Here is a 12,670-nt window from a genome sequence, read left to right as displayed (position 1 = left end):
GCGAGCCACTACCGGTGGGGGAGGCGCTGGTGCTGCCCGAAGAACTGGCGGACGGACTGGCGGAGGGCCTCGTGGAAGGGGCTGCGGTCCGCGGAGGCGAACTCGGGCGACGGCTGCTGCTGGAGGCTCGGGGGCTCGGCGTCGCCCTCGCCGTCGGAGACGCAGACGGGGTGGGCGTGGCGGAAGGCCGAGAGGTCGGCGCGGTACCGCGACTCGCCGGCAGCGGACGCCGTACGTCGTCACCGCGACTGTCCCGGACGCCCTTGCGGGCCGGATGTGTGCTCGCCCGCTCCGGTGAAGCCTGGGGATCGGGTACGTCGGCCCCGGGCTCCTCCGGGGACGACTGATCCGGGACCGAGGCTGCCCGGGGGGCCGTCGACGGGGAGAACACCGTGGCGGCGCCCAGCCCCCCGAGGAGGGTGAAGGCGGCCGCGGCGAGGGACCGGACGGCGTACTTCTTGAGGGGCGCTGGACGGTCGTACCGGTCGCCCGGCAGGTCCATGGAGACAGTCGGTGATCCGGGAGGGGGCGAGCCGGGGGAGTTGGACCCGTCGATGAAGCGGGGCTCCAAGCGGGGCTCCGGCAGTGCGGCTTCGACGGCCGGAGCGCCGTCTCCCCGACCGCTCGGCTGTGCCACGGCGGGGTCGTAGGCCCCACACTCCGGGCAGGTCACAGCGCCGTTGAGCGTGCGGCTGCACGGGCTGCAGTAGTCCATCAAGCGCCCCTTTCGGTCCTACTGGGGCCAACGGGGGGCATCGCGCGGGTACTCATCCGCAGGAGCAAAAGTGGGCCAAGTAACTCCGTGGGGCGGGCGGTTGGACACCGGAGCGTGGTGGCCGGGCGGCTGCCGCCGAGCGGAGCGGGTGACTGGTCTACACCCTTGATGACTGGTCTAAACCCTTGACTGGTACAGACCAAAGCGGTTGAGTGTGCTTCCACACCCCCCACCACGGCCGCACCCACGCAGTCGCCGGACCGACCGGCCCGTGCGCTCGGGCCCCCGGCTCCGCGCTGCCCTTGTCCGGTGCGGCCGTGCTCCGCAAAGGAGTTGACCCTGTGTCGAAACGCCGCCTCTCCGCCGTGGTCACCGCACTCGTCCTGGGAACCACGGTGCCCGTCCTGCTGCCGGCCGCCGACGCGTCCGCCGCAGCGTGTTCGAGCTACCCGAGCTGGGTCGCCGGAAGGCAGTACAGGACGGGCGACATCGTGCGCTACTCCGACGGCAAGGCCTACATCGCCGAACACGACAACCCCGGCTACGACCCGATCATCAGCACCTGGTTCTGGGAGCCGTACGGCTGCGACAGCGGTTCCGGGACCCCGGTCGGCACCTTCGTGGTGAGCGAGGCCCAGTTCAACCAGATGTTCCCGAACCGGAGTTCCTTCTACACGTACAGCGGCCTGACCGCGGCCCTCAGCGCGTACCCCGCCTTCGCGAACACGGGGAGCGACGCGGTCAAGAAGCAGGAGGCCGCAGCCTTCCTCGCCAACGTCAGTCACGAGACCGGTGGCTTGGTGTACGTGGTGGAGCAGAACACCGCCAACTACCCGCACTACTGCGACTGGAGCCGCCCGTACGGCTGCCCGGCCGGACAGTCGGCCTACTACGGACGTGGCCCCATCCAGCTCAGCTGGAACTTCAACTACAAGGCTGCGGGCGACGCCCTGGGCATCGACCTCCTCAACAACCCGTGGCTGGTGCAGAACGACGCGGCCGTGGCCTGGAAGACCGGGCTCTGGTACTGGAACACCCAGACCGGGCCCGGCACGATGACGCCCCACAACGCCATGGTCAACGGCGCCGGCTTCGGCCAGACGATCCGCAGCATCAACGGCTCGCTCGAGTGCGACGGCAAGAACCCGGCCCAGGTCCAGAGTCGCGTGGACGCCTACCAGCGGTTCGCCCAGATCCTCGGGACGTCACCCGGGGGCAACCTCTACTGCTGATCGCCCTCCGCGAGGTCGCCGACCGGCGCGGCGCATCCCGCCATTGCCGCAGCCGGTGTGCGAGGTCGGCGGGTGTGAAGCGGGAGCAGTCGCCCGTGGCCGGATACGTGTCGGAGCCGACGAACGCCCACCCGGCGCCGGGAGGTAGGCGGAAGAACTACAGGCCCGAGCCCTCGTCCTGGAGTTGGACCCGGTCCTCGCCCGCCGCGCCGGCACCGACTTCGAAGCGGACGGCCGCGTACCGCGTGGTGCCGCAGCCGCCGTAGTAGAAGCCGCCCGGCTTCGGCCGGCGGAACCGGTGACCGGTCGCGACGCCGTAGGCGCGGGCGAGGCGTCGGACGTCGGGGACACCGACGCACGCCCGGCAACCCAGCTTTCTCGCCGCAGACTACAAGCCACCGACGGTGGCCGCGAGGGCTGTCAGCATCCTGCGCTGACAGCCGCTCGCGACGACTACGACCCGGCGGACCCGCCGGGGGGAGTGGCCCGGGTCAGCGGGTCGCGCTGCCCGCTACCCAGGCGCTCCACGGCATGTTCCAGTCGCTGAGGCCGTTGTCAGGGGACAGCGTGCTCTTGTCCTCGGAGTTCTTGATGACGACGACGTCGCCGATCAGCGAGTTGTCGAAGAACCAGGCGGCGGGCTGCTTGCCGTCGCCTCCACCCCTGACGTCCTTCAGGCCCACGCAGCCGTGGCTGGTGTTGAGCTTGCCGAAGACCGACTTGCCGCCCCAGTAGTTGCCGTGGATGAAGGTGCCCGAGTCCGTCAGGCGCATGGCGTGCGGCACGGCTTCGATGTCGTAGGAGGGCTTCCCGTCCTTCTCCGTGAGGCCGACGGTCGCGCCGTTCATACGGATCTGCCGGAACTTCTCGGAGATGACCATCCGACCGTTGTACGTCGGGTGCTCGTGGCTGCCGGACGAGATCGGGATGGTCTTGATCGTCTTGCCGTCCCGCACGACGGTCATCCGCTTCGTCTTGGCGTCGACGGTGCTGATCTGGCTCCGGCCGACCTTGAACGTGACCGTCTTCTGGAGGCCGAGGCGGGTGAGCTTCACGGTGACGGTGGAGCCGGCCTTCCAGTAGGACTCGGGACGGAAGTCCAGGCGATTGTCGTTGAACCAGTGCCCGACCACCTGCTGTCCGCTGCTGGAACTGACCTGGATCTCGGACTGCACGGCGGCCTTGTCGGTGATCGCCCGGTCGAAGTTGACCGTCACCGGCATGCCCACTCCGACGGTCGAGCCGTTCGTGGGGGAGACGTGCCCGATGAAGTCGTTGGCCGGGGAGACCGTGGTGATCGTGGCGTTACCGGCTGCGGAGCGCCCCTTGGCGTCCACGGCCTTCGCGGCGATCTGGTACTTGGTGGCCCGCTTGAGCGGACTGTTCGGCTTCCAGGACGTGCCGTCGGCGGAACGGGTGCCCGAGACCTCGGTACCGGTCGCGACCGCTGTCATGGTCACCTTGACGAGCTTGCCCTGGCTGACAGTGACCCCTACCGGGTCCGTGGTCCCGACGTTGTGGGCACCTTCGCCAGGCGTGATCGTTATTCGGGCATCGGACGCGTCCTGAGCGGGATCCACCGGCGCCTGCGCCGTTGGCTTGGGGTCGTTCCCGGCGTCATTGCTGCTGGTGGCAGCGGTGCTGGTGCCGCTGAGGGCGGTCACCGCGAGTACGCCGCCGAGCGCGCCGGCCAGGGTCACCAGCTTGGCGTGTCGTTTACGTGCCGTGAGCAAACGCTTCTCCCGTGTCAGTGGTCTGTGTGTGCCCGAGCAGGACGCCGGACAGCATGGTCCTGGCTCCATAACCCTATATAGCCATGTATCTATCCGAAAAAGGGCAAACTGTGGTGCAGCCCACGCATGTTTCGACTGGGTCGGCACCGGCCGAGGTGTGTCACGGCTCCACGATCCCCGTCGCGCCGAATCCGCAGGTCACACCCCTCGCGCGGCGCCTGGCCGGGGGCTTGCCGTGGCGGCCGTTCACTGTCCTGGCGCAGCTCTGCCCGCGCTGTCTCATCTGCCACGCACGCTGTCCCGGCCAGGCGAGCACATGTCCCGTGTGGCCAATCCGGTACACCGCTCCTCACCGAGATATGTGCCCGTTCTCGGAGCGCCAAAGGTCCGGGGAAGCAGACGTAGCGGAAGAGGTTGGCGCGTTCTCGTCGGCGAGCGGCGCGCCGCGACGGCTCAATGGCACTTTCGAGACGCGGGCGATGCGGCCCGCGTCGCCAGGGCGCGCCCCTGTGCGTCGTTCCGGCTGCGAAGCCGGCCCTGCCTTCCGGGTTCCGGTGGCAATGGCCGGGGGACACCAGCGGCCGGTTCCGCTCGGTCGTGCCGGTGCGGAGTCGGGGGACTACGGCTGGTGAGGGCCCGATCCGGGCGTGGATCGGTACCGGCTGCCGCCGCCCGCAGCGCCCCCCTCGCGCATGGCCGCCGTCCTCGCGTGCGGCCGGGCATCTGACGCCGGCGGACGCAGGTGCGTATCCCGGCGCACCGCGCCCGCGGCGGGATGTGCGCCACCAGGGTCGCCGTCGGCGCTGCAGCGATCCCGTCTCCTGGGCCTCGCGAAAGGTCCGGGGAAGGTGAAGGGCCGGTCCTGAAGCGGAGGTCGGAGGATCACCGTCCTGACATGCGGTTCAACTTTCATTAAATCGGTCGCCGGTCCGTCCGTGCCGAGATTGCACAGAGCACACCCGCGAAAGTCGCACCACCGCACAGCACGCCTTTTGCCTCCGCTTGGCTGGGCCCGAAGTATTACGGCGGTATTTCACGGGAAACGGAATGCGGTGCGCAGCCTTCCACTTCCGGCCCACGGCCTGACGCCCTCCGGAATTCGTAGCGCCGGCCGCGGTGGCCGGAAGTGCGGAAACGCGGTCCCCGCACCATCTGGCAACGATGTCCGGGGCGCGCCCGCGACGGATTCCCGACCGGGGCGACGTATTCCCTTCCTTTACGCCGTGCGGCAATCGCTTTCCCGGCGACTTTCGGGCACGGATGTATTTGCCCATGACCCCGTGGCGGAAAAGGAGCCTTGACCCCGGTGTGCGCCTGCTCCAGCTTTGATGCCGCCGACCGCCGGTCGGTTGCACATCCCGCTGAGAAGGGACTCGCTGTGAAGTCGACTGTCGCCATGAGCAAGAAGGCCGGCACGAAGAAGATTGCGGTGCGCCGCACCGGCGATGTGCGTCTGACGTCCGCCGCCTGTCAGTGCCCGTACTCCGTCCAGGCGTAACGATTCGCCTGCTGTTGGTACCGGTTCGTGCTCGGGTGCGCCGCGAGTCGGCGCGCCCGAGCACGTCCGGGCTCCGGGTCCTGAGGAGGACGAGTGACCGCTGACGGTCTCCTGTTCCACGAATTGAGCTTCGTACGCGAAGGCGACGACGTCGTGGTCGGCCGTCTGGACACGGGGTCCTACGCGGTCTTCCCGGCCGACGGGGCAGAGCTGCTGAAGCAGCTGACGGAGGGAATGCCGCTGACCGCGGCCGCGGACTGGTACGAGACCACCTTCGACGAGGAGGTGGACCTCGACGACTTCGTCGAGACCTTGCACGACCTGGGCTTCGTCCGTGAGGACGGCGGCCGGCAGGCCACCACCGCACCGGTCCCGGTACGCCTGCGCGGGCTCGGGCGCGCCGCGTTCTCCCCGGTGGCCTGGTGCCTGTACGCCGCCGTCGCCGCGGGATGGGCGTGGGCCGCGGCCGTCCACACGGACCTGGCCCCCCGTCCCTCGCACATCTTCTTCGTGCACTCGCTGCTGGTGGTCCAGCTCGTCATCACCCTCGGACAGGTGCCGCTTCTCCTCGTCCACGAGGGTTTCCACATCCTCGCCGGCCGCCGGCTCGGTCTGCCCACGCGACTGAGTCTGAGCAATCGTCTGACGTATATCGTCGCCGAGACCCAGATCAATGGACTTCTGAGCGTTCCGCGAGCGAAACGCTATCTTCCGTTTCTCGCCGGGATCGTCTGCGACGGAGTCGTTTTCGGTGCTTTCGGACTCGTCGCCGAGGCGACCCGGCACCCGGACGGAACCTTTTCCTTCACCGGCAGGCTCTGCCTCGCCCTGGCATTCACCGTCGGCGTCCGGATGCTCTGGCAGTTCCAACTCTATCTGCGCACCGACCTCTACTACGTGGCCGCCACCGCCTGGAACTGCCACGATCTGCACGACGCGGCCATGACGCTGCTGAAGAACCGGTTCTGGCGTCTGCTGAACCACCCGGACCGCGTCGTCGACGAGGAGCAGTGGACCGCCCGGGACCGCCGCGTCGGCACTTTCTACGGCCCCTTCATCGTGCTGGGCTATTGCGCACTGGCAGCCGTCACGATCTTCGTCAGCGTCCCGGTGACCGTCCAGTACGGCAGCATCGCCGCACGAGCGATCGGCTCCGGAGAACTGGACCCGGCCTTCTGGGACGCCGTGCTCTCCCTGTGCATGAACATCGCCCAGATCGTCGCTCTCGTGGTGCTGTCCCGGAGGAAACGCCGGAACAGCAAGGCGGGGCCCACCCACTCGTCGTCGTCCCCGGAGGTCGAACTCACATGACGCGCCACCTGAGGATCGTGGGCGAGAGGCGTGAGGACCGCCTCCGCACCGTCGCGGCCCACACCGACAAGGCACTCGTGGTCCGCTGCCACCAACGGCTGCGCGGTCCCTACACCGGCGTGGACACCGTACTGCGTGCCATCCTGCCCGAGGCTCATCTCCGCTGGCCCGACCTCGTGGACGAGCATCGTGTGGCCCTCCTGTACGGCATGCCTGAACTGGCGGAGATCATCGGGCCGCCACCGCGGACCCTGGCCGACGACGCCCCCTACGAGGAGCGGACGCGCTTCTTCGGCGCCGGCTGGATCCGCGCCATGAACCAGGGGATCGTCACCTTCCTCCTCGAGTACGCCCGGCGCCTCCAGACCGACGGAACCCCGGCCGACGAGGCCGCCGTACCGCTGGAGGTCGTCTTCGACGAGGTGCACGCCGCGGAGGCGACCACGCGGGAACTGCTCGCACTGCTGGTGCGCCGGGCCGACGCGCGCGTCCTGCGGATCGCGGTCGCGGCGAACGCGGGAACGCTGGCCGAGGAGTTGGACGCCGCACTCGGCGACGCGGTCACGCTCCCCGCCCCCCGTGACGGAGGGCGTACCCCGGTCCACCGCACCGACGCGGAACGCGTGGCCGCCTACGTCGACGGCGACTGCACCGACGACGATCCCGCGCTGATCCGCGCCTACCAGCAGGCGGACCCGCGGGAGGTCGCACTACTCCACGACCGGCGCGCCGACGCTCTGGAGGAAGTCGCCACCTGGGGTGCCCGCATGAGCGCGCTCACCCACCACCGGGAGCACGGCAGCGATCCGTCCGGCTCGGGACGGGCCGCCCTGCTGGCCGCACAGCGCCACGCGGTGGCGAAGGGGTTCTCCGCCGCCGTCGTCGACCTCGGCCTGCGCGGCCGCGGTGTGAGCGACCCGCGCGAACACGAGCACGACTACTGGGAGTTCACCCGGGAGGCGGCGGCCGCCTGCATCCCGATCGGCCGCCTGGAACAGTCCATGGAGCTGTACCAGGACCTGCTGCGCCGCTTCACCGACCCCAAGATCCACATGATGACCAGCTACGCCGTCGCCATGCTGCACACGCGCTTCCTGAGACCGCGCAACCACGAGCTGGCCGTCCAGTGGCAGCACAACGCGGTGGCCATCGCCGGCATCCTGCCCGACCCGGCCGAACGCCTCACCTACAGCGTCTTCCACGACAACGGCCTCGCTCTGGTCGAGATGCACCGCGGCAACCGGCACCGAGCCCTGGAACTGGTGGAGTCGTGCATCAGCCGCCTCGACGGCCAACTGGACGAGGACAGCTGGGTCCTGCACCGCTCCCAGCTGCTCTACAACCGGGCCCGCCTCCTCGTCGCCCTGGGCCGCCCCGACGAGGCCCACGCCGACTACTCACGCCTCGTCGACCTCGATCCCTACTACACGGACTACCTCTCGGAACGCGCCAGGATCGAACGTGACCGCGGCGACCTCGACGCCGCCCTGGCCGACTACGACCGCGCCGTACAGCTCGCGCCCCCCTTCCCGGAGCTGTACTACAACCGGGGTACGGCACGGGCGCAGCATGGTGATCACGAGGGTGCCCTGGACGACTTCACCCGCGTCCTGGAGATGGAGCCCGACGACCTCGACACGCGTGTCGCCCGCGCGGAGTTGCTGCTGGAGACAGGTGATCTCGACGGCGCCGAAGCGGATGCCGACACCGGTCTGGCACGGCACCCGGACGAGGTGCAACTGCTCTGCCTGAAGGGCACGGTCCTCCTGGAACGCGGCACGCTCGACGCCGCCCTTATCGCCTTCGACGGTGCCCTGCGCAAGGACCCCCGGTACCCGGCCGCGCTCGTCAACCGCGCCGTCGTCCACTACCGGCAGGAGCGGCCCGGCAGAGCCGTGGCGGACCTCACCGTGGCGCTCGACGTCGTCGGCGACGATCCCGACATCCTGCTCAACCGCGGTCTCGCCCACCTGGCCGACGGCCACACGGAGAGCGCGCTCGAAGATTTCGACCACGCCCTCACCCTGCCCGACGCCGATGTCGCCGAACTACGGCGGCAGCGCCAGCTGTGCGGCGGAGGGGGCGCCGAGTAGCGCCGACGAGGTTGCTTGCCGGGCCGGAGGAGTGCGGCCCTGCCACACCCGGGACCAGGCCGCGGCCGGTACCACGGCCTGGTGCGGGTAGCGACTCGGCAGCGACAAGAGGATCGATGAGGTGTGTCGGCCAGGCTCCCCTGCCGTGAGGAGCGTTCGTGGCGTTACCGCTCCCCTGGGGACTGACCGCGGGCATCATGTGGGCCATGACGCACACAGCCCGCCGGATGTTCGAGCTCCTGGAGCCGATCTGCCTCGTCACCTTCCTTGCCGACGAATGCAACGAGGAGCTGGCCGCGCTCGGCCATCGCACCTACTGGGACGGCTATTTCGCCAGCCGGGCCGCGCCGCTGGGGCGGGTACCGGCACAGGTCGTGCACGCCGCTTTCTACAGCTTCGCCGACGGGGAGGCAGCGCGGCACATTCCGAGTGCCTGGGAGACGATCCCGCCCGAGGCGTCCGTCGCCGCGCGGGAGCGGGGCAGTGCCGCCTCCGTACGACGGATCCTCGGCGAGGAGCTGGCCGGATCCCCGGGCCTCGTGCGCGCCGCAGACCTGACCACGAAAGCCGCGACGAGCGCGCCCACCGAAGGCCGGGTGATGTACGCCGGGATGCGTACCCTTCCGGTCCCGAGCGACCCGGTCGCCCGGCTGTGGCATTCCGCGACCATGCTGCGCGAGCACCGCGGTGACGGGCATGTCGCAGCGCTCGTCTGCGCGCGCATCGGCGGCACGGAGGCCCACGTGCTCTCGGCGCTCGCGGAGGGCATCCACCCGCCGGAGTCGTTCGGGCGCATCCATCACCTGCCCAAGGAGCGGCTCGCCGCGGTCATGGACGGCTTGCGCGAGCGCGGACTCGTCGACACCGACGGCCGGTTCACGGACGCCGGCCGCGAGACCCGGCAACGTATCGAAGCCCTCACCGACGAGCTCGCCGCCGCGCCGTACGACGCCCTGTCGCCCGCCGAGCTCGACGAGCTGGTCGCCGAGCTCGAACCCATCACCGCGAAGCTGGTCGCCGCGGGATCGCGGTGACCAGCAGGGGCTGACCCTTGGGGGTCGGCCGGCCCGGTCATTGCCTTTCGCCTCTCCGGAAGCTCCTGGAGGGCGTCACAAGTGTCCAGGCCCTCAGGACGGCTGGACCTCGTCGAAGAGGGCGAGGGCTGCCGCTGGGTCCGGGCTGACCAGGCGTTCCAGACCGGCCGTCGTGATCCGCGCCCACCGGCCGGCCCGTTCCCACATCCGTTCCTCGAAGGCGCGGACGGCCTCGTCGAGATCGTCCGGCCCGGCGGCGATGGACTCGGCGAGTTCGGCGCCTTCGAGCATCGCGAGGTTCGCGCCCGCCCCCAAAGGGGGCATCAGGTGGGCGGCGTCACCGAGCAGCGTCACCCCGGAGACGTGGGGCCAGGTGTGGGACACCGGGAGGACGTGGAGGGGGCGGTGGACGAAAGTGCCGCCGCGGCGGAGGAGTTCGCGGACGGGAGCGGCCCAGCCGTCGAACAGGGCGAGCAGGGCGGATCGCACGGCCTCGGCGTCGGCCCGGTCCAGGTGCGTGTGCCAGTCCAGCGGCGCGCGGAACTGGGCGTACACCTTGACGTGGCCGCCGCTGTTCCGCTGGGCTACGAGGGCTCGGTTCGCGCCGTACACGGCCATGGAGCCGTCGCCGATCAGCCGGGCGAGGTCAGGGTGTCGGGTGTCGACGTCGTCCAGGGCGGTCTCGACCGAGGTGACGCCGGTGTAGTGGGGTGTCACCGGCGAGACGGCCGGCCGGACACGGGACCACGCGCCGTCCGCACCGACCACGAGGTCGAACGCCTCCTGCCGTCCGTCCGCGAAATGGACCACTGCGCCCTCATCGGTGCCCGGCACCACCCGCGTCACGGCCCGCCCCCACCGGACGTCGAGGGTACCGAGCAGCAGGTCGCGGAGTCGGCCGCGGTCGATCTCGGGGTTGGCGCGCTCATCCGGGCGGGGGAGCCAGTCGCGCAGGACGGTCCCGTCCGCGTCCAGGATGCGCATGGCCTGACCCTCGGGACGGGACAGAGCCTCGAACTCGGCCAGCAGCCCCGCCTTTTCCAGCGCGAGCTGGCCCAGCCGCTCCTGGAGGTCCAGCGTGCCGCCCGGCGGGCGGGCGTCGGGGGCGGGGTCGCGCTCGAAGACGGTGACGGGGCAGTCGTGGCGGCGCAGGACGCGGGCGAACGTCAGACCAGCAGGGCCGCCCCCGACCACAGCGATGCGGTGTCTCATGTCGATACACTGTATTGAGACGGTACGTTGTATCGCAACAGTACGATCTAGGCATGACTGTGTGGGACCGGCCGGAGCCGCCGACTCGCCCCGTGCCGCTCGATCGGGATCGCATCGTGGCCGCCGCCATCGCGCTGGCCGACGAGGGCGGGCTGGAGGCCGTGTCGGTGCGCAAGGTCGCCGCCCGGCTGAACGCCGGCCCGATGCGGCTCTACGGCTACATCTCCACCAAGGAAGAACTGTTCGATCTCATGGTGGACGAGGTCCAGGCCGAGATCCTTCCCGAGGAGCAGCCCGGTGACTGGCGGGAGGCGCTGCGCACGCTCGCCCACCGCACCAGGCATGCCGCTCTCCGGCACGAATGGCTGGCCGACCTGCTCGGCGGCCGCCCGACCCTGGGACCGAACGGCCTCGCCGTGGCCGAGTCCACGCTGGCCGCCCTCGACGGCCTCGCCGACATCGACACCGTCATGCGCGCCGTGGAGACGGTCAGCGCCTACTACAACGGCGCGATCAGGCGCGAGATCGCGAACCTGCGGGCCGAGCGCGCCACGGGCCTGTCCAAGCGCGACTGGCAGCGCGCCTCCGGCCCGCACATCACGAGGATGCTGGCCACGGGCCGCTTCCCCGCGCTGAGCAAGGCCGTTCACGACGGCACGGAGGTGGACGCCGAGACGTCCTTCACGACCGGCCTGGACTGGATTCTCGATGCCGTGGCCACCAGACTCGCCCGGCCGCCGGCATGACTCGTCCCGGCCCGCTGCGCGGTCGTAGCGCCTCCTGCGTGTGGCCGTCCCGGTGAGTGCACAGTTCTTCCACCCGGAACGTCGAGCCGTGTGCGCAACCTCCCACCGGCTGCCGGGCTACGGACGGCCGTGGACCCTCGGTGGCCGGGCGCGCCGTCAGTGTCGCGAGTCCTTCGGCTGACGATGCGATACCTGCTTGCGTACCGTGCGCCACCGTGACCGCGCCTGCTCGACCACTGCGTCCCACTGTCTGCGCACCTCACGGTCGGTAGGACGGTCGCCCGCACGGATCCGGCGCAGCTCGTCCCGTACCTCTCGCCCCAGTGCCGCCGACGCGACCAGGGCGAGCATGGCGGTGAAGAGGGCGGAGATCAACGCGAAGACCGCACCCATCACCCCGTAACGGGCCGCGGAGGAGTTGAAGAGACGTGGCATGTAGATGCTCGCGCCCACTGAATACGCCGCCGTCAGAACAGCGCCTGTGACGCCGAAGGGGATCAGGTCCGGCCAGCCGATCCGTTTCGCCGACAACACCCATCCGCTCCAGACGAGGAACGCGGCGGTCACCGGGACCTCGCACACCACGGCGGCCAACCCCAGCGCGTGCCCGCCGAGAAGCGCGGACAGCACGGTGATGACCACCGCGTAGCAGCCGAGAGTGAGGATCCACCACAGGCCGTTGCGCGTGTTGCGCACACTGAGGGGCTTGAGTTCCCACGCCTGCTCGAAGAGTCGCTGTGCGGCGCGCGTGAAACTCAGCACCGAGATCGTCAGGAACACGATGCCGAGGATGCCCACGCTCGCGCTGGTCTCCTCGGCGGGGGAGAAGAGCGAGCTGACCGCCTCGGCGCCCGCACCGGTGAGGTTGTAGCGCTTGATGATCTGCTCTGCCGCGTCGTAGTGCCCGAAGACGGTGCCCAGGATGATGGAGACCGGGACGAGTGCGGTCAGAGCGCTGGAGGCCAGGGCCATCGAGCGGTCGAAACCCACGATCTTCTGGAACCGGTTGACGACGCGCAAGGCGAACACCGGCCGCAGCCAGAACGTCAGTGTTCTGAGAAGGCGCTCTCGATTGATCTCCGTCCTCCTGCCTTCC

Annotated in this window: 9 protein-coding genes; 6 read left to right on the top strand and 3 right to left on the bottom strand. The window is 70.0% G+C overall.

The window, feature by feature from the left end:
- The first annotated feature begins 29 nt into the window (after nucleotides 1–29).
- Nucleotides 30–347 (top strand): hypothetical protein, encoded by a 318-nt coding sequence (locus N8I86_RS01015; RefSeq protein WP_263276778.1) that lies wholly within the window; start codon nucleotides 30–32, stop codon nucleotides 345–347.
- Between the two features lie 709 nt (nucleotides 348–1,056).
- Nucleotides 1,057–1,947 (top strand): glycoside hydrolase family 19 protein, encoded by an 891-nt coding sequence (locus N8I86_RS01010; protein ID WP_123439360.1) that lies wholly within the window; start codon nucleotides 1,057–1,059, stop codon nucleotides 1,945–1,947.
- Between the two features lie 491 nt (nucleotides 1,948–2,438).
- On the opposite strand, the gene N8I86_RS01005 is transcribed toward N8I86_RS01010, so the two are convergent.
- Complete coding sequence (locus tag N8I86_RS01005; protein ID WP_263276777.1) at nucleotides 2,439–3,680, bottom strand: L,D-transpeptidase; 1,242 nt, start codon at nucleotides 3,678–3,680, stop codon at nucleotides 2,439–2,441.
- Nucleotides 3,681–5,271: 1,591 nt separating this feature from the next.
- On the opposite strand from N8I86_RS01005, the gene N8I86_RS01000 reads away from it, so the two are divergent.
- The 3 genes from N8I86_RS01000 to N8I86_RS00990 all read left to right on the top strand — a co-directional run bounded on the left by N8I86_RS01000 (nucleotide 5,272) and on the right by N8I86_RS00990 (nucleotide 9,616).
- Nucleotides 5,272–6,489 (top strand): hypothetical protein, encoded by a 1,218-nt coding sequence (locus N8I86_RS01000; RefSeq protein WP_263276776.1) that lies wholly within the window; start codon nucleotides 5,272–5,274, stop codon nucleotides 6,487–6,489.
- Nucleotides 6,486–8,582: a tetratricopeptide repeat protein gene (locus tag N8I86_RS00995; RefSeq protein WP_263276775.1), complete on the top strand. Its 2,097-nt coding sequence runs from the start codon at nucleotides 6,486–6,488 to the stop codon at nucleotides 8,580–8,582. The genes N8I86_RS01000 and N8I86_RS00995 overlap by 4 nt, the downstream gene beginning before the upstream one ends.
- A gap of 206 nt (nucleotides 8,583–8,788) precedes the next feature.
- The gene (locus tag N8I86_RS00990; RefSeq protein WP_123439904.1) at nucleotides 8,789–9,616 is read left to right on the top strand and encodes an SCO6745 family protein; all 828 of its coding nucleotides are present in this window, start codon (nucleotides 8,789–8,791) and stop codon (nucleotides 9,614–9,616) included.
- Between the two features lie 93 nt (nucleotides 9,617–9,709).
- Here N8I86_RS00990 and N8I86_RS00985 read toward each other — a convergent pair whose 3' ends face one another.
- Nucleotides 9,710–10,828 (bottom strand): FAD-dependent oxidoreductase, encoded by a 1,119-nt coding sequence (locus N8I86_RS00985; RefSeq protein ID WP_263276774.1) that lies wholly within the window; start codon nucleotides 10,826–10,828, stop codon nucleotides 9,710–9,712.
- A 53-nt stretch (nucleotides 10,829–10,881) separates the two neighbouring features.
- On the opposite strand from N8I86_RS00985, the gene N8I86_RS00980 reads away from it, so the two are divergent.
- Nucleotides 10,882–11,574, top strand: a complete 693-nt coding sequence (locus tag N8I86_RS00980) for a TetR/AcrR family transcriptional regulator (RefSeq protein WP_073896469.1) — start codon at nucleotides 10,882–10,884, stop codon at nucleotides 11,572–11,574.
- 156 nt (nucleotides 11,575–11,730) lie between these two features.
- Here N8I86_RS00980 and N8I86_RS00975 read toward each other — a convergent pair whose 3' ends face one another.
- Entirely contained in the window at nucleotides 11,731–12,603 is an 873-nt protein-coding gene (locus tag N8I86_RS00975) for a YihY/virulence factor BrkB family protein (protein WP_263276773.1), read from the bottom strand.
- Between the last annotated feature and the right edge of the window lie 67 nt (nucleotides 12,604–12,670).

The organism is Streptomyces albidicamelliae (genome assembly GCF_025642175.1).
Taxonomy (GTDB): Bacteria; Actinomycetota; Actinomycetes; order Streptomycetales; family Streptomycetaceae; genus Streptomyces; species Streptomyces albidocamelliae.
The sequence above is the reverse complement of the archived record's forward strand: the minus strand, read 5'-3'. Positions and strand labels throughout refer to the sequence as shown.